This window comes from Botrimarina mediterranea, assembly GCF_007753265.1.
GTDB classification, from domain to species: domain Bacteria; phylum Planctomycetota; class Planctomycetia; order Pirellulales; family Lacipirellulaceae; genus Botrimarina; species Botrimarina mediterranea.
The window spans coordinates 1,295,149-1,318,413 of the sequence record NZ_CP036349.1; the positions used below are offsets into that span (position 1 = coordinate 1,295,149).

Below are 23,265 nucleotides of genomic sequence, written 5' to 3' on the forward strand. Positions count from 1 at the left end.
GAAGTCTCCCTAGCATAGCCAGCCGCACTCATTCTTTTGCGCAGGGCCTCATTTGCGCACAGCAGCCTTGAAGAGTTCGTTCAGCCGCTTCGTGATGGGACCTGGTCGGCCGTCGCCGATTTTGCGGCTGTCGACCTTCACGACGGGGATCACTTCGGCGGCGCTACCGGTGAGGAAGACCTCGTCGGCGACGTAGACGTCGTGCTTGGTGAGCGAGGCTTCCCAGGTGGGGATGCCGTCTTCGTCGGCGATCTCTAGGACGACTTCGCGGGTGATGCCCGCCAGGATGCCGGCGTCGAGCGGTGGCGTGTACAGCTCGCTCTTCTTCACCACGAAGATGTTGTCGCCGGTACACTCGGCGACCTCGCCCTTGTGGTTGAGCATCAGCGCCTCGACGCAGCCGGCCTGCAGGCCTTCGAGCTTGGCGAGGATATTGTTGAGATAGTTGAGCGACTTGATCCGGGGGCTCAGCGCGGCTGGGTGATTGCGAATCACGCTCGACGTGATGATCTCCAGACCGTTCTCGTAGAGCTCGGTCGGGTAGAGCATGATCTTATCGACGATGATGATCACCTGAGGGTTGCCGCAACGATTGGGGTCGAGACCCAGCGTGCCGCTACCACGCGTGACCAAGAGGCGGATGTATCCGTCCTCGAGACCGTTCTCTTTAACGGTCAGGTTCGTGGCGTCCACGAGCGCCTCGAATGGCATCGGAATGTTCAGGCAGATCGCCTTGGCCGATTCGTAGAGTCGTTCGAGGTGTTCCTTAAGCCGGAACACTTTGTTGCTGTAAATCCGCATCCCCTCAAAGACGCCGTCGCCGTACAGCAGGCCGTGGTCGAAGACGCTGACGGTCGCCTGCTCAGCGGGAACCAGTTCGCCGTTGATCCAAACGATGCGGGACATGTGAAGAGGGGGTGAGGCTTGGGTCGGGAGGCTTGAGGGAAGCCCGGCATTCTAACCAGCCGGTTAGGGCGGGCACAGCGGGGGCTACGGGGGGCGGAGCGATCCCAAAGCGATAGAAAGTGAGCCGGAACGAGTCAGCGCCCGGAGCGGAAGCGGGGAAACGCTCGCCAAATCGAGTATCTGGCGCAACCCCAGGCGCGAGCGGGTTCCGGCTCGCCGTCCATCGAGACGCTGGCTTAGCCCTGGACGCGTAGGCCCGCCTCTTCGTCGGCGACGCGGCCTTCCACCAGGGTGACGGTCCGGTCCGCCAGGGCGGCGATGCTGCGGTCGTGGGTGACCATAACGACCGTCAAGCCGTCGGTTTGGTTCAGGCCACGGAGAAGTTCGAGGACCCCCTCGCCGCTGGTGGGGTCGAGGTTGCCGGTAGGCTCGTCCGCCAGCAGTAAGCTGGGCTCGTTCATCAACGCCCGGGCGATCGCGGTCCGCTGCATCTCGCCACCCGACAGCTCGCGCGGCTTGTGGGTGAGGCGATGGCCGAGACCAACGCGCTCAAGCAGCGCCGCGGCGCGCTCGCGCAGTTGGCGCCGCTTGGCGAAGTAATCAAACATGTCGTATCGGATCAGCGCTGGCGCTAGCACGTTCTCTAGCGCCGAGAGTTCTGGCAGAAGGTGATACGACTGAAAAATCATCCCCAGCTCGGTGTTGCGGAACGCATCTCGCCGTTTGCGGCTGAGCGCGTCGATCCGCTCGCCTTGATAAACCACCTCGCCCGCGTCGGGCCGATCCAGCGTCCCGAGCACATGCAGCAGCGTGCTCTTCCCGCTCCCCGACTGCCCGACGATAGCGAGCATCTCACCCTCGCGCACCTCGATGTCCGCCCCCCGCAACACGGGCACCGCAACGGCGCCCTTGCGGTAAGTCTTGGTGACGCCGCGCGCGGAGAGGACCACGGGCGCTAAAGGGGAATTCGGAATGCGGAATGCGGAATGATCAATCACAGCTCTATCTCGATTCGTTACGGCTTAGTTCTTTCCGCATTCCCCTTTCGACTTTCCCCTTTCACATCATTCCCACCGCAACGCCTCAACCGGATGCAGCGCCGCGGCGCGTCGCGCGGGCAGCACGCTGGCGAGCACCGCGATAGCCATCGCGCCGGCGACGATCCAGGCCACGGTTTGCGGGTGGACGATCGTGGGAATCTTGGCGAAGTAGTAGACGGCAGGGTCGAACACGGGCGTGCCGGTAACCCAGGCGAGGACGTCGGCGATCTCATTGATGTAAGCCACGAAGACAAGGCCGCCGATCATCCCTGCGCCGGCGCCAACGATGCCAAGCGTCAGGCCGTAGCCGAGGAAGATTCCCATGACGCCGCTGGCGCTGGCGCCGAGGCTCTTGAGAATGCCGATGTCGCGGGTCTTCTCGACGACAATCATGTAGAAGATCGCCAGGATGCCGAAGCCCGCCACGGCAATGATCATAAACAGCAGCACATTAAGCACGGCGGTCTCCATCTGCACAGCAGCGAGCAACGCGCCCTGCTTGTCCATCCAGGTGCTCACAACATACGCCCGTGGATCGAAGACTTCTTGCAAGCGGTCGCGGACCACGTTCGGATCGACGCCCGGTTTGCAGCGGATCTGGATCGAGTTGAAGTTGGCGACGCCCGTCGATGGGTCGATCATGCCACGCTTGTCTTGCAGCACTTCGAGCGGGACGAACACGAACGATGAGTCGTACTCGCTCATCTTCGATTCGTAGAAATCGACCACGGTGAAGAACGCATTCCCCGGCTTAGGGGGCGTCGTAGACATCGGGTAGGTAACTTCAACGTCATCGCCTGGCAGCACCAAGAAGCGATCCTCGCCGGTGGCGTCGCGGAAGCTTCCGAGCGCCATGCCGAGAACGAGGCCCGGGTGTTGTTCGGTCGAGGGGTCGAAGGTCTTGCCGGCGTCGCCGCTTGTTGCCTCGGCTTGAGCAAAGGGGTCTGCGGAAACGGCGGATTGGGGATTGGGGATTGCGGATTCCGTTGATGTCGCGGTTGCCTCGGTAGCTTCCGACTTCCCACTTCCCACTTCCAACTTCTGATCACTTCCCACTTCCGACTTCGCAACTCGTGCAGCGAGCTCCGCTTCACGCTGCGTCCAAAACGCCTTGCGTCGCCGGTGCTCCCAGCCCGCCGTTTCCATCATCGGCCGCGGCGCGGCTTTCGCGGGGTCTTCGGCTTGGGGGTCGGCGGTGTCGTAACCCCCTTCGCGGAGGTCAAAGTTTAGCTGGCCGCGGTTGGCCGGGTGCTGGAGGTAGCGCCCGAAGTCGCTGATCTTGCCGTAGCTCTCAGGGTCGATGCCGATGAGCATTACCTGGCGGTTGACGCGTTGCCCGCTGACAGTGAAGCCGAGCATCGCAGGGACCTGAGCCGTGGGGCTCATGCCGTCGATGAGGTCGCCGGCCTGCGCGCGGATCAGCTCCATATGCTTCTCGGCGTCTGGAGCGCCGTCGAGGCTGCGGGCCTCGAACACCACGTCGGAGAGGATGCCGTGGATGCGGTCGCGCATCTCGTGCGTGAAGCCCGCCATGACACTATTAACGACGATCATGGTGGCCACGCCGAGCGTGACGCTGATGATCGAAGCCAGGGCGATCCAGCGCGTCCGCAGGTAGCGGAGGCAGAGGACGAGCTTGTACATGAGGGAGTGGGCGGTGGGCGGTCGGCAGGGGGCTGTAACGCCCCGCGAGTCGCGTCGTGCCGACGCGGTGGGGGGCGAGCCGCGGACCGTACCAGCACCCGCCGCTATGACGCTAGACCGAGAAGAGTGGACGCTAGACCGAGATGCGAATGCTATCGCCGCTAGCTACTTCGACCAGAATTGCCACCATGCCTTCTTCTGACGCTTCGCATCAAGCGACCACGCGCCAGGGCCAATCAGCGCCACGACTAGCGCTGTGAGGATGTAGAACCCTTGCAGTTCGAGCGCCCAGCCGCCGTGTTCGCCGATCTTGAAGAGGTCGCCCGGGTGCGCGAGCGCGACCGCCACGATCATGTTGAAGACGAACACCAATGCCGCGGGGCGAGTGAACAGGCCGGCGATCAGCAGCAAGGGCGCGACGATTTCACCGACGTAGACGCCGTAAGCCAAGAAGGTCGGCAGCCCCTTCGCGGCCAGCATGCCAGAGATGCCGCCGATGCCCGTTTGCAGCTTGGCGACGCCGTGAAACAGCATCAGCCCACCCACCGTGACGCGGAGGATCAGCTTGCCGAGGTCGTCGTAGTTCTTCATTTGAATCGTCCTTGATTAGCTTCGGCTTGGCCGTAGACCTGTTAAGAGCCCGGCGCCGATCGCTGCCAGTGCGACCGCCGAGGGTTCGGGCGTCGCCAGAGTAGACGGTTGCGCGTCGAAGGCGTCTCGCCAGAAGGTGTAGTCGGCGGCGTCGATGTAGCCATCGGTATTTGCGTCCGCGGTGTGATAGGTAAAGCCGCCGACAACATTCCCCGACGTTCGAATGCCATGATAACTGTCGTGCAGGTACGCGAGGTCGTCCTCATCGACGAGCCCGTCGCGATTCAAGTCGCCTGCCGATGGCGCCGCTGCGGTCTCGATGACATCGATTGAGAAGTTCCCCTGATAACGCGACGCCGCAAGTTTGACACTCTGGACGTTCTCAAAAAATCCGGGCGTCTGTGTAAACGCGTCGAACGGCATCTCGAAGACCCCTCCCGCCGGTATGGTCAGAAAACGTTGAACGCCGATAGAACGTTGCGCGAATCGGCTGACGTTATCGACAACCGATTCAACCTGGAGAGTTAGATAAAGAGTTTGATCTCGTGTCGCTATTTCATCCGATAACCGAACCCGAAAGCGGTCTGCGCCATCGGCCGCCAAATCAGCGTTCAGCGGCGAATTATCGGAGCCCCATTCGAGGGAAAAGTAGTTGTACGAGCCTGGGTAGGTTAGGGCGTAAAAAGCGCCGAGTTCTGCATCGACGCCGAGTTGAGTCGGCATCGGTGGCGTGACCTCTCCGGGGTAGAAGGCCCATGGATTAAGCAACGATCGCGTTCCGCCGATCGTGCTTGCCGGATGGAGGCCCGATTGGGTTTGGTCGTTGCCGTAGACCCGGTTTGCTAACGTCAGCGAATAGGGCCCCTCGTCAAAGTCATCGATAACGACTGCTGCGGCCGGCGCGGCGAACAACCCCGTCATGGCTATGAACCACACGCCGAGTGAAAAGCTGCGCATCGTAAAATCCTCCGTCGGCATCGGATTGCTGAGGCAGATTCTATCCGAACGATCTCGCCGAGTCTAAAGCTGGACGTCGAGCGATCAGCCCGGCCCTCACCGCTCCGGCCTCAGCAGCGGGAACAGGATCACATCACGAATCGTCTTGCTGTTGGTGAGCAGCATCACCAGGCGGTCGATGCCGATGCCCAGGCCGCCCGCGGGGGGCATGCCGTAACGCAACGCCCGCACGAAGTCGTCGTCCATCTTCGCCATCGACTCGGCCTCGTCGAGGCCGGCGAGCTGGCTCTTGAACAGCTCTTCTTGCAGGTCGGGATCGTTCAGCTCGGTGTAGGCGTTCGCCAGCTCCATCCCTTTGATGAACAGCTCGAACCGCTCGGCGACATTCGGGGCGCCCGTCTTCCGCTTGGTGAGCGGGCAGAGGCTCGCCGGGTAGTCGGTGACGAAGATCGGCCCGACGAGCGCCTCTTCGACGGTCTCCTCAAAGACTTCGCTCTTGATGACGTCGGCGTGCCGCGGCGCGCCTTGCTCATCGACGACGGCAAAGCCCATCGATTTCGCCTTCGCGGCGACGGCTGCTTCGTCGTTGGGGTCGCAGCCGGCGTACTCACGGAACAGGTCGTCGTACGTGCGGCGCTTGAACGGCGGCGTGAAGTCGATGGTGTCGTCGCCCCACGGCAAGACATATCCCTCCGGCGCGTAACCCGCCTCGCGCAGACGATCGATCGCCTCGATAATCAGGGCCTCGGTGAGGTCCATCATCGAGTTGTAGTCGCCGTACGCCTGGTACAGCTCGATCATCGTGAACTCGGGGTTGTGCCGCGGCGAGATCCCCTCGTTGCGATACACACGGCCCATCTCATAAACGCGCTCGATGCCGCCGACCATCAGCCGCTTGAGGTGCAGCTCGAGCGCGATGCGCAGGAAGAGGTCGATGTCGAGCGCGTTGTGGTGGGTCGTAAACGGCCGGGCCGCGGCGCCGCCGGCGATGGCGTGCAGCGTCGGGCCCTCGGCCTCGACGAAGCGACGTTCCGCTAATGAAGTGCGGATGCTCCGCACGATCAAGCTGCGCGCGAGGAACCGCGGCATCACGCCGTCGTTGTACGCCATATCGACGTACCGCATCCGCTGCTTCGCCTCGGGGTCGGTGAGGCCGTGGTGCTTGTCGGGCGGCGGCAGCAGGCTCTTGGTGAGGAACGTCAGGCCGGTCGCGGCGATCGACAGCTCGCCCGTGTTGGTGCGGACCAGCGTGCCGTCGCAAGCGATGATGTCGCCGAGGTCGATCTTGTCGATCAGGTCCCACGACTCGCCGACCTGGGCCTTGCCGATCATTAGCTGCAGGTCGCCCGTCTGGTCGCGCAGCGTGACGAAGACGAGCTTCCCCGCCGTGCGGAACAACACGACGCGGCCGGCGACGCGGAACGTGGGGCCAACGATCTCGCCCTTCTCGCCGCTACCGTGTTCGGCGTCCTGCGCCGTCTTCCAAGCACGGAAGTCAAAACCCTCGACGAACTCCGGCAGGTCGAGCTCCTTGCCATTCGCCCAGCGGTACTTCACGGCGCCGGCCTGGGCGCGGACCTCGGCGATGGGCGTGTGGTCGTCGATCCGCTGGCCCCAGGGGTCGATCCCCATCGCGGCGAGCGCCTCGAGCTTCTGACGGCGGGCGGCAACGGGGTCGGTCAGGTCAGCCGATTGACCCTGGTTAACTTGCGATTCGGACATCGTGTCTAGAATAAAGGTCGTGCTAGCAGAACCGGCGACGCCGGCAGAACGTCAACGGTCTGGGTCAAAGGGCCAGATTGTCTCGCCCGCCCCCTGGAGTGGTCAACGCCTCCGCTGGCAGAAGGCTAGCCACAAAGAGGCACAAAAGGCACAAAGTAAGAGGGTGCTGAGCCCACGAATGACAAGATCCATCGCGAATCCCTCGTTGATTTCACGCCGCTTGTCTCTTTAGTGGACGGCGCTACTTTGTGCTCTTTGTGCCTTTTTGTGGCCCCCTTCCTTTGACCAAGTTGACGGGTAACCCTACGATTCGCCGCCCATGACCGAGCCCGCCAACTCCGCCTCTCCATCCGATGCCGCCGCCCACGAACGCGGCGCGCGGACGGCGACCCGCTTTCGGCGGCTGGCGCTGATCGTCCTGGCCTCGCTGGGGATCATGGCGTCGGTCGCCGCAGGGGTCGCCTTTGGGCTCTACAAGTCGGCGACCGCCGCGGTGCCGGAGTACGAGGCGGTTGTCGCCATCGATCCGCTGCGGGCCGAAACCCAGCGCCGCGAGTTCGAGAGCCAGCTCTCCACGCTCGTCAGCGACACGCAAGCCCTCCCCGAGTGGAAGACCCGCGTCACGGCCGACCAGATCAACGCCTGGCTGGCCCTCCGCTTGGAACGCGACTTCCCCGGCTTCCAACAAGCGGGCCTGGTGGCGCCGCGGGTGATCCTCGAAGAGGGCCTCGCCGTCTTCGCCGCCCGCAGCGAGGCGACCGGCGTCGAGGGCGTGATCACCGTGGCGCTGCGGCCGCTGGTCACCGAGACGGACGAACTCGCACTGGAGATCGAGTCGGCGAAGATCGGCCGGCTGTCGCTCTCGCTCGACTTGGTGATGGGCCTGCTCCGCCAATCGCCGCTGCCGAACATGAGCCCCATCCGCCTCTCACAGTCCGACGCCAAAGCGGCCGTCATCGTCGATCTCGACCGACTGGAAGCGGGCCGCGACAAGGCGCTACGCTTGACCGGCGTCGATGTCAGGCCGGGCGAGTTGTTATTACGCGGCGAGACAACGACGCCACAACCGTAATCGCCTCCGCGGCATTCATGACCCTATGTGGGCCATCCATGGCCCTGTGGGAGGCGTCTCCAGACGCCGATTACGCTCACCATCACGAAACGGCATGGGGCGCGTAATCGGGGTCTGGAGACCCCTCCCACATCTTCGGAGACCTCTTCCACAAAATTATCCCCACCGCGTTACGGTTTCGCGACGGGCAACGTCTCCGTAATCAACACCGTCGGCCCGCCCTCCAGCGGCTCGCCCAACTCAATCGCCGGCTCCTCGCCGTGCAGCACTTGTTCGACCCACGTGCGGAACGGCCACGGGTCGCCCTGGCAGTAGCGGTTGAAGTCGCGGCCCGGGCACGTCGTCTGGTTCTTCGCGACCTTGGCGTGCGTGCTGATCGCCTCCAGCGGTAGGTCGTACTTCGACACCAGCCACGCTGCCAACCGCACGGCCGACTCGACCTGCGCGGGGCTCGGCCGCTGCTCTTCGAAGTTGCCCATCATCTCGACGCCGAGGTGGCCGGCGAGGTCGTACTTGGTGTTCGACTCGGGCTCGTACTCGAGCGGCCGGCCCTCGAAGATGCGGCCGTCGGGCGCGATCAAGAAGTGGTAGGGCAGGTCGGCCCAGAAGGTGTCGCGCGGCGGCTGCTCGATCTCCGGCCGCCGCTTCCCCCACGCCTGCATGTTGCGGATGAACGTCACGGGGTCGCGGTCGGTGGTCCAGGTAACGCCGGCGTGATGCAACGTCACAAACCGCGGCGTATGCCGCCGCGAGTCGGGCAACGGATCGGGCTTCGACCCCCACTCCTCAGCCGTAACAAAGTTCGCCGGCCGCGGCACGGCGACACGCTCCGCAGCGAGGGCGGGGAGGGTAAGGAGGACGGCAAAGGCGGCAAGCAGGAGTCGTTTCACGGCAATAACTCAGGGATGCATTTCGTAGGTCAGGCTGTGCCTGACGCCCCACCAACTCAATCAACTTCGCCAGTCGTCTCCGACATCCCAGCAAGCCGCCGAGCCACCCCATCATAACCACCGCAAGCCCACTCGCGATCATAAACGCCCTTCCGAACCCAGCGGTGGAAAGAAGAAGCCTGCCACTCGTGCGGGCAAGCGACAAGCCCGTGCTTCACCGGATTGAAGTGGAGGTAGTCGAAGTGGCGATCGAAGTCGTCCGTATCTTCGATCACATGCTCCCAGAACCGCGGCTGCCACACGCCACGCCGCCGTTCATTATGGCGGGCCAACGAGATGCTCCGTTCTTGGGCGCCGGCGGCGAGTCGCCGTTTCGTAAACTCTTTCTTGATCCAAGCCCAACGCGATGAGTAGTCAGCGTCATCAGACGGCAGCGACCAAATGGCATGTAGGTGATTGGGGAGAACGACAATCGCATCGACAGCGAAGGGCGATCGCTCTTGGCATTCTCGAAAGCAGTCGCCAAGGGTTTCGATCGCGTCGTTACTCGCCAACAAGGGAGCGCGGCCGTGAGTGACCACGGTGAAAAAGTAAGTGCCACCATGCACCTTGGCTCGACGGTAGTTGGGCATCGGACTAGGACGGTGGGGCGTCAGGCACAGCCTGACCTACTTTGCTGGTGTTTGCAAGCGATCGCCCGCAGACAATACTGCTGAACTCGTAGGCTACGTCGCATTCAACTACGCATTGTATTGGTATGTCAAAAACTGTTCTAGGTATGTCGGACGCTGAGGCGAAAGCCTTCTTCCTCAAGCATAGCAGCTATTGCAACTTTGACCTGCCGCCGTACTTCAACTGTGACTCAATACTATCTAGTGTTGACGCAGAACTGGGCACTTTGTCGCAACGGCCTTGGGCGGCAAAGGATGTTCGCAACCGCGACACTAGCCATTTACTGCTGAGCAACAAAGACGGACGATTTGCATGGCGCCCATTTGAAATCATTCACCCTGTTCTATATGCACACCTAGTCCAACTGATAACCGAACCTGCGGCTTGGCAATCGCTTAAGCGGCGGTTCGCAAGGTTTCAGAGCGATTCACGTATGGAGTGTTGGAGCATACCGAGAGAAAGCAGCTCCAGTGGAAAAGACAAGGCGTCACAGATATTCACCTGGTGGCAGGGGATAGAGCAAAGGTCATTAGAGCTATCGTTGGAATTTGATGTTATGGCGCACGCGGACATCTCGAACTGCTACGGCTCAATTTATACCCATTCGATTGCATGGGCCGTGAACGGCCGATCTGTGGCAAAACGCAATCATGCCAGCTCCGGGGGAAATGCACTGCTTGGCAATAAGATCGATGCTGCTATTCAAGATATGCGACGTGGCCAGACAAATGGTATACCCCAAGGATCTACGCTCATGGATTTTGTCGCGGAAATCGTGTTGGGCTACGCTGACTCAATAATCTCGCGGCGAATTCGCTCCCTAAGTAACAGTGTGCACATACTTCGCTATCGTGACGACTACCGGATATTTGCTCATGACTCTAAAACACTAGAAAGCGTCCTTCGATATATAGTTGAAGTCCTTGCCAAGCTAGGTTGGTCCCTTAATGCGTCAAAGACTGCCATATCACGAGCAGTTGTCCGCGATTCGGTCAAAAGAGATAAGATTGCTTGGCTGTCTCAACCAAGCGGCCCCCACTCGATGCAAAAGCAACTGTTATTATTGCATCACTTTGCGCTTGAACACCCAAATTCGGGAAGTTTAACGCGCGGGATGACAGAGATGCACGATATGCTCTCAAAAGCGACTCTTCGTGAAGCCGATATCCACCCTATGGTTGCAATAGCAACCGACATTGCCGTCAACAATCCAAAGATTTACTCGCTTGCTGCTGCCGTAGTCAGTCGCCTTATTTGCCGACTTCCCATGGATAGGGCAGCTCATTTGCTGGAAAGGGTCGCCAATCGATTCCGAACCGTCCCTAATACCGGCTATCTCGACATTTGGTTGCAGAGAATGGCCATTCCGTTACAGATCGACCTTGGTAGCTCAGAGCGACTGTGCAAGGCTGCAAATGCTGAGGAGGCAAATCCGTGGGATAGCAGCTGGATCACAGCTAGAAGATTGAAATCGGTTATTGATAACGAGAGCATCGTAGATGCCTCAGTGATAAATCAACTAGCCGTTGAGATTAAGCCAGAAGAAGTTGACGTCTTCTTTGATTACTAATTGTCAGGGTTACGTCAGCCGCCGGTGGTAAATGAAAGGGTGGCTGGGGTCGCAGGCCTTAGCCGGAGCCCCCAGCGAATCACTAGCACGCTGTCCCTTCCGCTGCGTCCACTCCACTTCTGCTGGGGGCTCCGGCTAGCGCCTACGACCCCAGCCCGCCCCATCTGGAGTAGCGACTGGACGTCGCCCCAGGGCAGGCGGCCTGAACAGGCGTTTAGAGCCCCCTGGAGGCCCCGTACGGGGCTTCGTAGAGGGGGAGGCGACTCAACCTCACCCGCCGCGCCGAACGCCGTAAACGGCTTCCTAGGAGCCTCAGGGCATGGGGCCCGAATGGGGGGTGGCTAAGCCCCGGCGAAGGGGGAGGTCGCTGGTTACGACGAGTTCGACTTTCGCGTCGGGTTCGCCGTGCAGCCGTTCCGCTACTTCACGGATGGCTCCGGCGGGTGGCCTCGGACTACCCGTGAGGTCGCTCGCCCCCGGCAGGCGGACAGGCCGGCTGAGTCCGGCGTGTGAATGGTCGTTGGAAACGGTCGATACGATTCCGCCGGATTTAGCGGACACGACGAACATTCGCCTTAAGTATTACGGGCGCCAAAACATGCGGACAGGCTGTCGGCCAATGCCGATGGCCCTCAACGACGAGTGCGCCTCCAGGAGGGAGAGACACTGAGGTGTCCAAGGCGGCGAAGGTGGCCGTGGCGGTTTCCTTTACACGGAGGTGATTCACATGCGTCGTCGCTATTGGAGAGCGCTCCTGCTGGCTGCGCTTACCGGAACGGCTTCGGCCGAAACTCTGGCGGTCGATACGAGTGGAGATATCGCCGTCGCGGCGCCCGAGGTAGGCGCTGCGCTCGAAGTGATCGACGGAGCCTCGTTCGAGCAGGCCTGTGGCGTCTACGGAGACGCGTGCCGCCGTAGCGACGCGGTGGCCTTCGAGGCCGAGCTTCTCTTCTTCAAGTTCTTCCGAACCGACGGTGTCCGCGCCGGCGCGTTCAGCAACGTGCCACCGGCGACTACCGACGACATCGAGTACAACTACTCGGCCGTGCCTCGGTTGACACTCGGCTACCAGACCGCCTCAGGTCTCGGCGCCCGGGTCCGCTATTTCGAGTTCGACGAATCCGGCAAGCCGATTTTCCCCGAAACCGGCGTGCAACATTCGGTCGACACCTACACGATCGACTTTGAGGTGTACGATCGATTTAAAATCAACAACGACTGGGCCCTGGAATGCAGCGCCGGTTTGCGATACGCCCACTTCGAAGAGCGAATGGACGATCCCATTCCATCCGACATACGGCTAAACCGTCTGCATGGGTTTGGTGGCGTGGCCGCCGTGGAAGCTGTCCGCGAAATCAGTCGCTCTAGCTCTCTCTTCGCACGGACACGCGGCGCGATCATTCAAGACGACAAGTACGTACGCAACGGCGCCTCCGAAGGGGTTTTGCGGGACAGCAGCGTTGGCATGCTCGAATTGGCCCTCGGGTACCAGTACGCCTACCAGTTCAAGTACTCCGGTCGCGTCTCATTGCGGGCGGGTTACGAATGGCAGAATTGGTACAACTTCAGCTCGGCCTTTAGCCCTTTCACGACCGCGCCAGACAACTTCGCTTCCAGTTTTGTAGGTGGGAGCGATGTTGGCTTCAGCGGCTTCACCCTGCAGGCGGGCTACGAGTACTAGAGCGTGCTTCACTTAGCCGTAGCGTTTCTAGCCTCGCTCTGATCCACGGAGCAACGTGGGAAGTCTCGCGCAGAGACGCAGAGTTGGATGCTTTCAAGACTCACGCCAAGGCGCGAAGGCGCAAAGACAAAGTCGTTGAGAAATGAGCGCAGCCACAAACGATCAAACAGCAGCACGTTCTTTGCGGCTTGGCGCCTTGGCGTGAGTCTTCGCTGCCTCCCCTCGGCGTCTCCGCGTCTCTGCGCGAGACGCTACGGCGAAATAAAGTACGCTATAGGCCTCGCCTGCGACTCGGGGATCGGGGATCGGAGGACAAGCCGACGCTACTCGCACGCCGCCAGCACGGCTTCTTTGCCGACGCGGTCGCAGAAGTCGCCGAGGGTTTCGCCTGCGGTGCGGTTGGCTTTGAAGTAGCCGAAGACCTTGCCGAGTTCGGGCGCGACGTCGTCGGCGTGGACCATGTCTTTGTAGATCCAGTTGAGCCGATCGCCGCGGAGGGCGCCGCCGAGGAACATCGTGTACTTCTCCTTCGCGCGGCCCACCAGACCGATCTCCGCGTTGTAAGGCCGGGCGCAGCCGTTGGGGCAGCCGGTCATGCGGGTGGTGAAGGTCTCGTCCTGGAGGCCGTGCTTGGCGAGCTCGGCTTCGATCTGCGTCATGAGGCTCGGCAGGATGCGCTCGCTCTCGGTGACGGCGAGTCCACAGGTCGGCAACGCGACGCAGGCCATGCTCCAGCGGCGGGCGTTGGAGAACGAGTCGCTGAGCGGCACGCCGTGCGACTTGAGGATCGACTCGAGCTTCGCCTGATCGCCGTCGGGGATGTCGCAGAAGATCAGGCTCTGGTGGCCGGTGATCCGCAGCGGCGGGGCCATCGTCGTGCAGATTTCGCGGAGCGCGGACTTAAGGCGGTAATCGCCCTCGTCCTTGACGCGGCCGTTCTCGATGTTGAGGCCGTAGTACCAGAGGCCGTCGCCCTGTTCGTGCCAGCCCATGCCGTCGTTCTGTCCGCTGACGACGACGAGCTTCGGCGGCGCCAGGTCGCGGCCGACGTACTCCTCGACCTTCTCTTTGAAGCGGGCGATGCCCCAGTTGGCGACGAGGTACTTGAGCCGCGCGGTCTTGCGGTCGCTGCGGTCGCCGAAGTCACGCTGGACTTTCACAACGGCCTCGGCGACGGCGATCTCTTCACCGATCGGCGCGTAGCACAGCGGCTGGCCGACGGCGGGGAAGGTCTTCGCGGCGCTGGGCGTGCGGCCCATGCCGCCGCCGACCACGATGTTGTAGCCGACGATGCGGCGATCAGAACCTTGGCCTTCGGTAATCGCCAGGAAGCCGATGTCTTGCGTATAGACGTCGGCGTTGTTGTCCTCGGGAAGGCCGACGCCCATCTTGAACTTGCGCGGCAGGTAAGTCTTGCCGTAGATCGGCTCGAGGCCCTCGGCGTTGTGACCGACCTTTGTCGGCGGCCCGCCGGCGACGCTGGTCTTCTCGCCCGACTCGTTGTCGATGACCCACATCTCGGCGTAGGCGCCGCTGCGCGGCTTGAAGTGGTGCAGCAGCCGGTCGGTGAGGTCCTGCATGCCGTCGTAGACCGCGTTCTTCAGCGGCACGGGCGAGCACATCATGTTGCGGCACACGTCGCCGCAGGCCGCGATCGTCGTGAGGCCGATCTCGTTGACCTTGTGGATGTAGTGGTGCAGGTTCTTCTTGGGGACGCCGTGGACCTGGATGGTCTGGCGGGTGGTGAGCCGCAGGTTGCCTTCGGCGACGTCCTCGCAGAGGTCGAGCTGCGCGAGCATCTGCTCGCTGCTGATCTTGCCGCCGGGGATGACGGTGCGGACCATCATCGAGAAGTACTTGCCGCCCGGCACGCCCTCGGCCTTGGCCTCCTTGCGGCGGTCACGGTCGTCCTGCTCGTAGGTGCCGTGGTGCTTGAGCAGCTGGGTGGCGTCGCCGGTGAAGTTGGGGGCGTCGTTGGCCAGTTCTTCCCGGATCGAGCCGCGCAGGTACTCGCTGCCCTCCTTCAGGCCCTCATTGGCGGAGAGCTTGACTTCGGCCTCTTCAGCCGAGGGGGTAGCGGATGCGGCGGTGGAAGTGCTGTCGCTCATCTCTAGGCGGTTTGCGGTGACTCTGACGGCAGGGGGGGAATCCCCAAGCATATCGGAGCGGCGTGGCGGGGACTACACGGGATAGGGGGGCGGAAGTTGGATGTCGGAAGTGGGAAGTTGGAAGGACTGGCAAGCTTGGGCTTTTCCCACTTCCCACTTTCGCGTCAGCAAGGGGCCCCGGCATTCGCGGCCGTTTCCCGCTACATTGCCCCCCATGCCTCGCCCGACGCCCGCCAACGCTTTTACCGCCTGGATTGCAACAGGGTTTGGGCTGACGGCGACGATGCCGCTGTCGCCGGGGACGGTGGGGTCGTTGTGGGGGCTGCCGTTGTGGTGGGCCGTTTCGCAGGCGCCGGGGCGCCCGCTGCAGTGGGGGATTCTCGTGCTGCTGCTGGTGATCGGCGGGCCGCTGTGCACTCGGGCGGCGCGGCAGTTGGTCGCTCTCGGGATCGTGGCGAGCGAGAAGGACCCGCAGCCGATCACCTACGACGAGTATACGACCGTCCCGGTGGTGCTGGCGTTCGCGCCGGAGGCGACCGGCTGGTGGTGGGCGGCCGGGTTCGCGCTGCACCGGGCGTTCGATATCACGAAGCCATGGCCCTGCAACCAGCTAGAACGCCTGCCGGCGGGCTGGGGCGTGATGGCCGACGACATCGCCGCGTCGGTCTATGCGGGCGCCTGCTATCTGCTGCTATGGACGTGGTTGGGGGCCGGTTGAAGAAAGAAACAAAGGCGAGCCGGCGACGTTAGTCGTCGGTGGGAAGCGGTGAAAACTCCGACGACTCGCGTCGCCGGCTCGCCAGTCACTTCGATACGAATATCAGACGACAAAGTTCCATGGCTCAGATCATCGACGGCAAACAAATCGCCCTGGACATCCGCGCCGAGGTCGCCGACGCCGTGGCGAAGCACATCGCCGCCGGCGGCGCGACGCCATGTTTGGCGGCGGTGCTCGTTGGCGCCGATCCGGCGAGCCAGGTCTACGTCCGCAACAAAGAGAACGCCTGCGGCAAGGCGGGCATCGCCAGCCGGTTGCTGCGGCTGTCGGCCGAGACGACCGAGGCGGAGCTGCTCGCCGTGGTCGCCGAGTTGAACTCCGATGACGCGGTCCACGGCATCCTCGTGCAGCTGCCGCTGCCGCCGCAGATCAACGCCGATCGTGTGTTGCGCGCGATCAGCCCCGCCAAAGACGTCGACGCCTTCCACCCCGAGAACGTCGGCCTGATGGTGCAGGGGCAGCCGCGGTTCTTGCCGTGCACGCCGCACGGGGTGCTGCAACTGCTCCGCCGTAGCGGCGTCGAGACGGCCGGCAAGCACGCCGTCGTGATCGGCCGCAGCGACATCGTCGGCAAGCCGATGGCGATTCTCTTGGCCCAGAAGGGCTGGGACTGCACCGTGACGCTTGCCCACAGCCGGACTCCCGACCTGGCGGCGGTCTGCCGGACCGCGGACATCGTCGTGGCGGCGGTTGGACGGCCTCGGATGGTCGGCGGCGACTGGATCAAGCCCGGCGCCGCGGTGATCGACGTGGGCATCAACCGTTTGCCTGACTCGGAGGGGGGCGGCCTTGTCGGCGACGTGGACTACGCTCCCGCCGCGGAGGTCGCCGGCTGGATCACGCCCGTGCCGGGGGGCGTTGGCCCGATGACCGTGGCGATGCTGTTGCACAACACCCTGACGGCCGCCGAGGCCTCGTAAGGTCTTGTGGTAGTGGGTCAGTTTGTTGAGGAGGGGCTGAGGAGCTAAGGGGCTGAGGGAACGCGCAAGCGTTCCTCCGTCCTTTTCCTCAGCCCCTCAGTTCCTCAGCCCCTTAGCCCCTCCTCAACAAACCACTACTGGTCTTGCGGCAAAGTTGCACGCCCCGGGGGGGGTGATATCCTACACCTGCTGCCGCTCCACCTCTCTCCGCCCGCACTAGTCCGAGCCCCACGATGTCCCAGCCGACCGATGCGTTCTCAGTTTCGCGTTTGCTGATGGTCCTCGTGCCAGTGATCGCGGTGGCGCTGGCCGTGCAGTACATGCTGCCCAGCTACGAGAAGACGGCGCAGGCGCAGTTCGAAGCGGACATGCTCGAGAAGCTGCTTAAGTTCAAGCCGGAGTCGATCAAGGCGACCCAACCCGTCGCCTTCAAGGACGCCGACGGCGACCTGCTGACCGACTTCCCCGAAGACGACGCCACCGTGAAGCCGGAGAAGCTGGTCTTCTCGTACGTCGGACCCGCGGAAGAATCGGAAGCCGAAGCGGCGACGTGGGACGACCTCGTGAAAGCCCTCGGCGAAGCGACGGGGCTGCCGGTCGAGTACAAGCACTACAAGTCCACCAACGAGCAGATCGCCGCGCTCGCGTCGGGCGAGTTGCACATCGTCGGACTTAACACGGGCTCGGTGCCGATGGCCGTCGAGGTCGCCGGCTTCCACCCGATCTGCACGCTCGGCCGCGAAGACGGTTCGTTCGGCTACACGATGAAGCTGCTCGCCCGCAGCAAGGACGGCGTGGCCGAGCCGAAGGACCTCAAGGGCAAAGAGATCGCCTTCACGACGCCGGATTCGAACTCCGGCTGCAAGGCGGCGGTCGATTACCTGATGAACGACGAGAACCTGCTCCCCGAGCGCGACTACAAGTGGGGCTTCACGTTCAGCCACGATACGTCCGTCAAGGAGCTCATCGCCGGCGAGCACGACGCCGTCCCGGTGGCGAGCGACCTGTTGGCCAAGATGATCGACGACGGCGAGGTCTCCGACGCCGACTTCAAAGTGATCTACGAGTCCGAGCGGTTCCCGCCCGCAGCGATCGGTTACGCCCACAACCTGTCGCCCGAGTTGCGCGAGCAGATCACCAGGGCGCTGCTCGAGTTCAACTGGGAAGGCACCAGCGTCGCCGGCAAGTACGGCCCCTCGGGCGCGTCACGCTTCGTGCCGGTGAACTACAAGAACGACTGGGCGAACATCCGCCGGATCAATTCCGCGGTGAAGCCGAAGTCGTAGGTGGCATTTCTACCTCTTGTAGAACAGATATTTCACCACGACGGACACGAAGAGCACGACGAGCTGTTTGCGTGGCATCGTTGGTCCCGAAGATAGGCCGTCGTGCTCTTCGTGTCCGTCGTGGTGATCTCTACTTGGCTCTCAGGAGCGAGTAGAGCAGTAAGGAGTATTGGTTTCATCGCGTGCCGCGTTGTCGCCGCGCTTCGTACAGCAGCACCGCTGCCGCGGCTGACACGTTGAGGCTGTCCGCGACGCCGAGCATCGGCAGCGACACGCCCGTGGCGATCGCGTCCCACTCGGGCGACAGGCCGTCGGCTTCGCTGCCCAGGACGATCGCGCAGCCCTGGGTGAAATCGGCGTCGCTATAAGTGATTGTCGCTTCGGGCCGTGTGGCGAAGAGGGTTAAGCGTCGGTCTTGAAGCCACTGCCGCGCCTCGGCGGCCGTGGCGATGGCGATCTCTTTGCGGAAGACGGCGCCGACGCTCGAACGAATTGCATTCGGATTGAAGAGATCGACGCGCGGGTCGGCGACGATCACGGCGTCCACGCCCGCGCCGTCGGCGGTGCGGAGGATCGCGCCGAGGTTGCCGGGCTTCTCGACCGCTTCGATCACCGCGATCAGTGGCGCGGGCGGCAACGTTAGATCGGCGAGTCCGCGCACCGGGTGCTCGGCGACGAGCACCACGCCGTCGGCGCGGTCGCCGTAGGCGAGTTTGGCGAACGCGTCGCTCGCCACGGGAAAGACCGTGACGCCGCGTCGTTCGAGTTCCGCCAATGCCACGGCGGTGCGTTCACCGATCGAGGCTTCATCGACAAACGCTTCGATCGGTGTGACGCCGGCGGTGAGGGCGCGCAGCGTTTCCCGCGCGCCATCCACCAGCAGCCGGCCCGTCGCGCGGCGGTGGCGGCTGTCCCGGAGCTGCGCGGCCTGCTTCAATCGCGGGTTGTGACGGCTGGTAATCCGCAGCGACATGCGATTGAAAGGAGAGCAGGGCGATGGCGAATGACGACGTGAACAACGACCGCGGCCGACTGACGGCGAACGAGCTGATCGAGCTGTTGGGCCTCGAGCCCCTGCCCGAGGAAGGGGGCTTCTACCGTGAGACCTTCCGGTCGCCGCGACGGTTGCCCGCCGGGTCGATGGGGTCCGAGTACGACGGCGAGCGCAACGCCCTCACCGCAATTTACTTCCTGGTGACGCCCGCGTCGCCCTCCGCCTGGCACATCCTGCCGAGCGACGAGGTCTTCCTCTGGCACGGCGGGGCGCCAGTGCGGATGCTGCGGCTGCCGCCGAAGGGGCCTGCCGAGCCGATCACGCTGGGAGTCGATTTCGCCGCCGGCCAGCGTCCACAAGCGGTCGTGCCGGGGGGCGTCTGGCAGGGATGCCGCTTGGAAGACGGCGCCGGGCCCGGCTGGGCCCTGCTGAGCTGCCTGGTGGCGCCGGGTTTCGACTTCGCCGACTTTCACGTCGCGACGCCCGCCGAGGTAGCGGAGCTAGCAGCTCGTTTTCCCGAGCACGCTGCGGAGGTCGAGCGCCTCGCGCCACGCGGCTGAGACGCCGGAGAACCGGACGCTAAGGCGTGCCGGCCGATTGTTGCTAGCAGCGGCTCATCAGCCGCGGGGCCTTAGCCCCCGGTTCCGCAGCGCGTTCCGATCTCCCGTCGCGGAGGGGTTGCTCAACCCAACTGGCATTCCCGCCCCGGGAGGGGTTCCCTAATTTGCCGGCCCAACCGCTCCACGCTTCGTCAGGGACCCTGCGATGTCAGCCATCTGCCCCCTCCTCGGTCGCCCGACCGAAACCGAACCGACGCCCTACGAGCGTCACGGCTTCCGCTTGGTGCGTTGCCTGGAGACGGACTTCATCTACATGGAGAACCCGCCGGCCTACGACGAACTGCGCGACGACTTCCCCTGGGAGAAGACGATCGTCGCCGAGCGTGAGCGACGGCAGACCGAGGAGCCAATCTTCTCGCGCCTCTCGGACGCGGTAAAGCGGGTCCGCCGTGTGATCTCGCCGCGCCGCAATCAGGCCTACCAACTCGCAGCGCGGGCCGTCGCCAAGCGTTCGAGAGAGACGCCACTGCGTCTGCTCGACGTCGGTTGCGGGAGCGGCTTGATCGCGGCGGACTGCTGCGAACGCTTCACCGCCTCGGGCCGGACGGTCAAACCGATCGGGCTCGAGCTCTCGACCCAATTGGCGAAGGCTGCCACCGAGCGCTTTTCACCGTGGTCGGGCGAAGTCATCGCCGCCCCGGCGCTGGAAGGGCTCGACAAAGTTGACGATCGCTCGATCGACGTGGCGACGCTGATCAGCTTCCTCGAACACGACACCAAGCCGCTGGAGCTGCTCGTCGCGTTACGGCCAAAGCTTTCAACAAGCGGCGCCGCGATCATCAAGGTGCCCAACTACGCGTCGCTCAACCGTCGCCTCCGCGGCAAGCGTTGGTGCGGCTTCCGCTTCCCCGACCACGTCAACTACTTCACGCCGCAAACGCTCCGCCTCTTGGCCGAAGAAGCGGGCTACAAGGTCGATCACCGCAGCGCCCCGCTCTTGGGCGACAACATGTACGTGGTGCTGCGCCCCGCTGCTTGAGTCCGTGAAGCCCAGTTGGAGGCCCAATTGTGGGAGGCCCAATTGTGGGAGGCCCAGTTGTGGGAGGCGTCTCCAGACGCCGATGACGGGCACCATGCCGTATTCGGAATAGATACCGTAATCGGGGTCTGGAGACCCCTCCTACAATCGCGTTCGCTCAATCCTGTTGATTGTCAGGCACGCCGCGGATGAAGGCCACGAGCGCCGCGCCGTAGTCGTCCCACAGCTCGTCAGTCGAACGCTTCTCGGCGTATCTCGGGAACTCGACGGTGATGATCGGCTTGCCGAGCGTCTCGCCTACATACGAGCCCATCGAGCCGGGGCGGCCGCCGAGTTTCTTCACGGGCAGCCGGCCGTCGATGGCGTCGGACATCGCCTGGGCGAGCGCCTCGCCGGGGCCGTCGTAGTCGATGCAGTCGATCGGCTGGTGCAGGCTCACCACCCGCGACGGGTTGTAGGTCCGCAGGGCCCGCATCAACGCCCGCGACTCGGGCTCCGACAGCGGCGCGTCGCCGTGCGTGGTGTGCTCGGTCCGGTTGTCGGCGGGGAAGTTGCGGTTGAGGTCAACGCCGTGGACGTTGAACCGCTCCCGCTTGGCGTAGCCGTCGGGGTTCGCCACGGGGACGATGACGATCCGCTTGCCACCCCACTCTTTTGGGTGCCCCTTCATCCAGGCCTCCAGACGCTCCACAAGGGGCGTGCCGGCGGGTTCGGTCCCATGGATGCTGGCGACGATTAGAAGCGTTTCTGGGGCATCCTCGGGCCCGTGGACACGTGCTGTGAGCGGCCGCCCCTCAACGCTCTGGCCGAGGGTGACCTCTTCGCTCCGTGAGGGCGCCGTCAGGGCGGACGCAACGCAGACCAGGAGAGAGACCGCGGTCTGGCGACGCTTCATGGTGTTGCTCATAGAAACCACGCTACTCCGATCGTCGCCCGCATCCCATTACCAGATTCGCGCAGAAGACACCGGATTCATTTAGACATCTTACTGGTGGTGCTGGAAGTCGTTTTGATTTCCTGTGTGCGCAGTTCCGAATCAGTCGCTGGACTTGGTATTTGCTCTAAGTATTTGTGATCGTTTGGCTTAGCACTCGTCAGACGCGTTGCTGGCATGCGATGAGCTTGGAGAGGGGAGCAGCCACGCCGGACCAGAAGGCCTGGCGAATCCGTTCGGTTCCCTCCCGCTCTCACTCCTGCCTTGGAGCCTTCGATGTCCCGCCTCGCCGTGCTGACCGCCGCCCTCGCCATTGTCATCGCCCCCCAGGTCGCCCTGGCCGGAGGCCACTGCGGATGGAAACCAGCTCCCCAGCCCCACCCCTATCCGCAGCCGCACCCTTACCCCCAGCCCGGCCCAGGCTGGGAGCAACCCGCTCCGACCTACACCCAGCCAATCTCTTATCCCAGCTACAAGCCGGCGCCGACCGTGATCGGCAATCCCGGTTACCAGCCGATCGCCGGGCCGCGGGCCTACTACTTCGGCATGAGCCTCCAAATCGCCAACACGGCTTATGGCCGAGGCTTGCAAGTAGCCAGCGTCACACCGGGCAGCCCGGCGGCTCAGGCGGGCTTGGAAACCGGCGATGTGCTGCTGCGGGCCGGCGGCGTCGATTTGCAGAACGCTTACAGCAACGAGCACGGCGTCCAGCTCTTGCAATCGGCCGTTGGCTTCGGCGGCGCCTCGCCGACGACGGCGCAGACATTCGTCGCCCCACCGGCGCAGCTGGTGCAACTGACGGTGGTGAACGTCCGTAGCGGGCGGGTTGTCGCCGTCAGCGTTCGGCCGATCTCGTCGGGGTCTCCCGCCCCGACCGTCGCGGCCCCGGTCGCCAGCAGCGTGACGGCCCCGGCCCATTCCTTCTGAGCCCGAGCCATCGAGCCGACCGCCCCAGGACCCCTGGGGCGGTCTTTTTTTTAATCCGAGGCGCGCGCCAACTCCACGCCCGTCGTTGTAACCCTTAGCGGCGATGGGACGGACTTTCCCAACGCCGCCATCCCTCTGACGGAGTCACAACCATGACCGGTCGCATCCTAAGCATCGTCGCCCTCGTCGGTTGCCTAGCCACACTGGTCCTCGTCGCAACGCTGGCGGGCGGCGGTGAAATGGCCCCGCGTCAGGACGCCGCCGTTTCGATTTCGGAGCCCGTTGTGGCGCCGAGGAGCCGTCCCGTGCCGATCCCGAAGTCTCGGGTCATCTACCGCATCGTCCGTCAACAGAGCGATGCGAATCGCGTCACGCTCGCCAGCTGCGAGCGCTGAGCTTGAGTTTCGGTCAGCGGCGCGTAAGAGAGGGCGAGCCGTAAGCGTAGGCGCCCGGAGTTGAGCTGCCGAGAGAATCCACCGTGACGCAACTCCGGGCGCTGACGCTTACGGCTCGCCTTTGAACGTCAACCCGCTGTCGCCGGCGTGCGGAACACAAAGTAGACCGCCCCGACGATGCACAACGCGGCCCATAGGTGGTCCCACCGCAGCGACGCCTTCATGTAGAAGACGGCGAACGGCACGAACACCGACAGCGCGATCACCTCTTGCAGCAGTTTGAGTTGCCCCAGGTCGAGCCTGGTGTAGCCGATGCGGTTCGCCGGCACCTGCAGCAGGTACTCGAAGAATGCAATCGCCCAACTCGCAATCGCCGCAACAACCCAAGGCTTGCCGCTGAGGTCCTTGAGGTGAGCGTACCAAGCGAAGGTCATGAAGACGTTCGACAGCGTCAGCAGCAAGATCGTCGTCGGGATCGCGGGCATATCTGGTCGAATGGAATCGCAGATTCTGTGGGAGGGGTCTCCAGACCCCCGATGACGCGCCCCATGCCGTATTCGGAATGGATGCCGTCATCGG

At 63.5% G+C, this 23,265-nt stretch carries 22 protein-coding genes; 10 read left to right on the plus strand and 12 right to left on the minus strand.

The annotated features are described in order from the left end of the window. Positions 1-48 precede the first annotated feature (48 nt). The 6 genes from ilvE to lysS form a co-directional block, all read right to left on the minus strand. Positions 49-906, minus strand: coding sequence for a branched-chain-amino-acid transaminase (gene ilvE / locus Spa11_RS05165; protein WP_145108896.1), 858 nt, complete (start codon positions 904-906; stop codon positions 49-51). A 236-nt stretch (positions 907-1,142) separates the two neighbouring features. Continuing rightward, positions 1,143-1,856: an ABC transporter ATP-binding protein gene (locus Spa11_RS05170; protein ID WP_231933152.1), complete on the minus strand. Its 714-nt coding sequence runs from the start codon at positions 1,854-1,856 to the stop codon at positions 1,143-1,145. Between the two features lie 114 nt (positions 1,857-1,970). Then, complete coding sequence (locus Spa11_RS05175) at positions 1,971-3,590, minus strand: ABC transporter permease (RefSeq protein ID WP_145108899.1); 1,620 nt, start codon at positions 3,588-3,590, stop codon at positions 1,971-1,973. A 165-nt stretch (positions 3,591-3,755) separates the two neighbouring features. Then, positions 3,756-4,181, minus strand: coding sequence for a DoxX family protein (locus Spa11_RS05180; RefSeq protein ID WP_145108902.1), 426 nt, complete (start codon positions 4,179-4,181; stop codon positions 3,756-3,758). Positions 4,182-4,196: 15 nt separating this feature from the next. Beyond that, the gene (locus Spa11_RS05185; RefSeq protein ID WP_145108905.1) at positions 4,197-5,138 is read right to left on the minus strand and encodes a hypothetical protein; all 942 of its coding nucleotides are present in this window, start codon (positions 5,136-5,138) and stop codon (positions 4,197-4,199) included. A gap of 96 nt (positions 5,139-5,234) precedes the next feature. Then, complete coding sequence (lysS, locus tag Spa11_RS05190) at positions 5,235-6,860, minus strand: lysine--tRNA ligase (protein ID WP_145108908.1); 1,626 nt, start codon at positions 6,858-6,860, stop codon at positions 5,235-5,237. A gap of 319 nt (positions 6,861-7,179) precedes the next feature. On the opposite strand from lysS, the gene Spa11_RS05195 reads away from it, so the two are divergent. After that, on the plus strand, positions 7,180-7,932 hold the full coding sequence (locus tag Spa11_RS05195; RefSeq protein ID WP_145108911.1) for a hypothetical protein: 753 nt from the start codon (positions 7,180-7,182) through the stop codon (positions 7,930-7,932). 170 nt (positions 7,933-8,102) lie between these two features. On the opposite strand, the gene Spa11_RS05200 is transcribed toward Spa11_RS05195, so the two are convergent. After that, the gene (locus Spa11_RS05200) at positions 8,103-8,822 is read right to left on the minus strand and encodes a peptidoglycan recognition protein family protein (RefSeq protein ID WP_145108913.1); all 720 of its coding nucleotides are present in this window, start codon (positions 8,820-8,822) and stop codon (positions 8,103-8,105) included. Positions 8,823-8,878: 56 nt separating this feature from the next. After that, positions 8,879-9,454: an REP-associated tyrosine transposase gene (locus Spa11_RS05205; RefSeq protein WP_145108916.1), complete on the minus strand. Its 576-nt coding sequence runs from the start codon at positions 9,452-9,454 to the stop codon at positions 8,879-8,881. A 146-nt stretch (positions 9,455-9,600) separates the two neighbouring features. On the opposite strand from Spa11_RS05205, the gene Spa11_RS05210 reads away from it, so the two are divergent. Then, on the plus strand, positions 9,601-11,064 hold the full coding sequence (locus tag Spa11_RS05210; protein ID WP_197529756.1) for an RNA-directed DNA polymerase: 1,464 nt from the start codon (positions 9,601-9,603) through the stop codon (positions 11,062-11,064). A gap of 727 nt (positions 11,065-11,791) precedes the next feature. Beyond that, complete coding sequence (locus Spa11_RS05215) at positions 11,792-12,745, plus strand: Lpg1974 family pore-forming outer membrane protein (RefSeq protein WP_145108922.1); 954 nt, start codon at positions 11,792-11,794, stop codon at positions 12,743-12,745. A gap of 323 nt (positions 12,746-13,068) precedes the next feature. On the opposite strand, the gene Spa11_RS05220 is transcribed toward Spa11_RS05215, so the two are convergent. Further along, on the minus strand, positions 13,069-14,853 hold the full coding sequence (locus Spa11_RS05220; RefSeq protein ID WP_145108925.1) for an NADPH-dependent assimilatory sulfite reductase hemoprotein subunit: 1,785 nt from the start codon (positions 14,851-14,853) through the stop codon (positions 13,069-13,071). A gap of 214 nt (positions 14,854-15,067) precedes the next feature. Here Spa11_RS05220 and Spa11_RS05225 point away from each other — a divergent pair, with 214 nt between their 5' ends. The 3 genes from Spa11_RS05225 to phnD all read left to right on the plus strand — a co-directional run bounded on the left by Spa11_RS05225 (position 15,068) and on the right by phnD (position 17,837). Continuing rightward, positions 15,068-15,571 (plus strand): phosphatidylglycerophosphatase A family protein, encoded by a 504-nt coding sequence (locus tag Spa11_RS05225; protein ID WP_197529757.1) that lies wholly within the window; start codon positions 15,068-15,070, stop codon positions 15,569-15,571. A 119-nt stretch (positions 15,572-15,690) separates the two neighbouring features. Continuing rightward, the gene (folD, locus tag Spa11_RS05230; protein ID WP_145108930.1) at positions 15,691-16,551 is read left to right on the plus strand and encodes a bifunctional methylenetetrahydrofolate dehydrogenase/methenyltetrahydrofolate cyclohydrolase FolD; all 861 of its coding nucleotides are present in this window, start codon (positions 15,691-15,693) and stop codon (positions 16,549-16,551) included. A gap of 233 nt (positions 16,552-16,784) precedes the next feature. Further along, positions 16,785-17,837, plus strand: coding sequence for a phosphate/phosphite/phosphonate ABC transporter substrate-binding protein (gene phnD / locus Spa11_RS05235; RefSeq protein ID WP_145108932.1), 1,053 nt, complete (start codon positions 16,785-16,787; stop codon positions 17,835-17,837). A gap of 175 nt (positions 17,838-18,012) precedes the next feature. Here the strand turns inward: phnD and Spa11_RS05240 are convergent, their stop codons facing one another. After that, the gene (locus Spa11_RS05240) at positions 18,013-18,810 is read right to left on the minus strand and encodes a TrmH family RNA methyltransferase (RefSeq protein ID WP_145108935.1); all 798 of its coding nucleotides are present in this window, start codon (positions 18,808-18,810) and stop codon (positions 18,013-18,015) included. 23 nt (positions 18,811-18,833) lie between these two features. Here Spa11_RS05240 and Spa11_RS05245 point away from each other — a divergent pair, with 23 nt between their 5' ends. Continuing rightward, positions 18,834-19,391 carry a cupin domain-containing protein gene (locus tag Spa11_RS05245; protein ID WP_145108938.1) on the plus strand — a complete coding sequence of 186 codons (558 nt, stop codon included), beginning with the start codon at positions 18,834-18,836 and terminating at the stop codon, positions 19,389-19,391. A gap of 205 nt (positions 19,392-19,596) precedes the next feature. Continuing rightward, positions 19,597-20,430 (plus strand): class I SAM-dependent methyltransferase, encoded by an 834-nt coding sequence (locus Spa11_RS05250; protein ID WP_145108941.1) that lies wholly within the window; start codon positions 19,597-19,599, stop codon positions 20,428-20,430. A 157-nt stretch (positions 20,431-20,587) separates the two neighbouring features. Here Spa11_RS05250 and Spa11_RS05255 read toward each other — a convergent pair whose 3' ends face one another. Beyond that, complete coding sequence (locus tag Spa11_RS05255) at positions 20,588-21,325, minus strand: DUF2817 domain-containing protein (protein ID WP_197529758.1); 738 nt, start codon at positions 21,323-21,325, stop codon at positions 20,588-20,590. A gap of 315 nt (positions 21,326-21,640) precedes the next feature. Here Spa11_RS05255 and Spa11_RS05260 point away from each other — a divergent pair, with 315 nt between their 5' ends. After that, a complete protein-coding gene (locus tag Spa11_RS05260; RefSeq protein ID WP_145108947.1) occupies positions 21,641-22,291 on the plus strand; it encodes a PDZ domain-containing protein in 651 nt (216 codons plus the stop codon). Positions 22,292-22,443: 152 nt separating this feature from the next. After that, positions 22,444-22,686 carry a hypothetical protein gene (locus tag Spa11_RS05265; protein WP_145108950.1) on the plus strand — a complete coding sequence of 81 codons (243 nt, stop codon included), beginning with the start codon at positions 22,444-22,446 and terminating at the stop codon, positions 22,684-22,686. Between the two features lie 128 nt (positions 22,687-22,814). On the opposite strand, the gene Spa11_RS05270 is transcribed toward Spa11_RS05265, so the two are convergent. Next, positions 22,815-23,171 (minus strand): DMT family protein, encoded by a 357-nt coding sequence (locus tag Spa11_RS05270; protein WP_145108953.1) that lies wholly within the window; start codon positions 23,169-23,171, stop codon positions 22,815-22,817. Positions 23,172-23,265 lie beyond the last annotated feature (94 nt).

Excerpts from the sequence above, each read along its gene's own strand:
- Spa11_RS05260 (WP_145108947.1), top strand. The coding sequence starts at position 21,641 with ATGTCCCGCCTCGCCGTGCTGACCGCCGCCCTCGCCATTGTCATCGCC.
- Spa11_RS05210 (WP_197529756.1), top strand. The coding sequence starts at position 9,601 with ATGTCGGACGCTGAGGCGAAAGCCTTCTTCCTCAAGCATAGCAGCTAT.
- Spa11_RS05195 (WP_145108911.1), top strand. The coding sequence starts at position 7,180 with ATGACCGAGCCCGCCAACTCCGCCTCTCCATCCGATGCCGCCGCCCAC.
- Spa11_RS05240 (WP_145108935.1), bottom strand. The coding sequence starts at position 18,810 with ATGTCGCTGCGGATTACCAGCCGTCACAACCCGCGATTGAAGCAGGCC.
- Spa11_RS05250 (WP_145108941.1), top strand. The coding sequence starts at position 19,597 with ATGTCAGCCATCTGCCCCCTCCTCGGTCGCCCGACCGAAACCGAACCG.
- ilvE (WP_145108896.1), bottom strand. The coding sequence starts at position 906 with ATGTCCCGCATCGTTTGGATCAACGGCGAACTGGTTCCCGCTGAGCAG.
- folD (WP_145108930.1), top strand. The coding sequence starts at position 15,691 with ATGGCTCAGATCATCGACGGCAAACAAATCGCCCTGGACATCCGCGCC.
- Spa11_RS05265 (WP_145108950.1), top strand. The coding sequence starts at position 22,444 with ATGACCGGTCGCATCCTAAGCATCGTCGCCCTCGTCGGTTGCCTAGCC.
- Spa11_RS05180 (WP_145108902.1), bottom strand. The coding sequence starts at position 4,181 with ATGAAGAACTACGACGACCTCGGCAAGCTGATCCTCCGCGTCACGGTG.
- Spa11_RS05215 (WP_145108922.1), top strand. The coding sequence starts at position 11,792 with ATGCGTCGTCGCTATTGGAGAGCGCTCCTGCTGGCTGCGCTTACCGGA.
- lysS (WP_145108908.1), bottom strand. The coding sequence starts at position 6,860 with ATGTCCGAATCGCAAGTTAACCAGGGTCAATCGGCTGACCTGACCGAC.
- Spa11_RS05255 (WP_197529758.1), bottom strand. The coding sequence starts at position 21,325 with ATGAAGCGTCGCCAGACCGCGGTCTCTCTCCTGGTCTGCGTTGCGTCC.
- Spa11_RS05175 (WP_145108899.1), bottom strand. The coding sequence starts at position 3,590 with ATGTACAAGCTCGTCCTCTGCCTCCGCTACCTGCGGACGCGCTGGATC.
- Spa11_RS05185 (WP_145108905.1), bottom strand. The coding sequence starts at position 5,138 with ATGCGCAGCTTTTCACTCGGCGTGTGGTTCATAGCCATGACGGGGTTG.
- Spa11_RS05225 (WP_197529757.1), top strand. The coding sequence starts at position 15,068 with ATGCCTCGCCCGACGCCCGCCAACGCTTTTACCGCCTGGATTGCAACA.
- Spa11_RS05220 (WP_145108925.1), bottom strand. The coding sequence starts at position 14,853 with ATGAGCGACAGCACTTCCACCGCCGCATCCGCTACCCCCTCGGCTGAA.
- Spa11_RS05205 (WP_145108916.1), bottom strand. The coding sequence starts at position 9,454 with ATGCCCAACTACCGTCGAGCCAAGGTGCATGGTGGCACTTACTTTTTC.
- phnD (WP_145108932.1), top strand. The coding sequence starts at position 16,785 with ATGTCCCAGCCGACCGATGCGTTCTCAGTTTCGCGTTTGCTGATGGTC.
- Spa11_RS05245 (WP_145108938.1), top strand. The coding sequence starts at position 18,834 with ATGGCGAATGACGACGTGAACAACGACCGCGGCCGACTGACGGCGAAC.
- Spa11_RS05270 (WP_145108953.1), bottom strand. The coding sequence starts at position 23,171 with ATGCCCGCGATCCCGACGACGATCTTGCTGCTGACGCTGTCGAACGTC.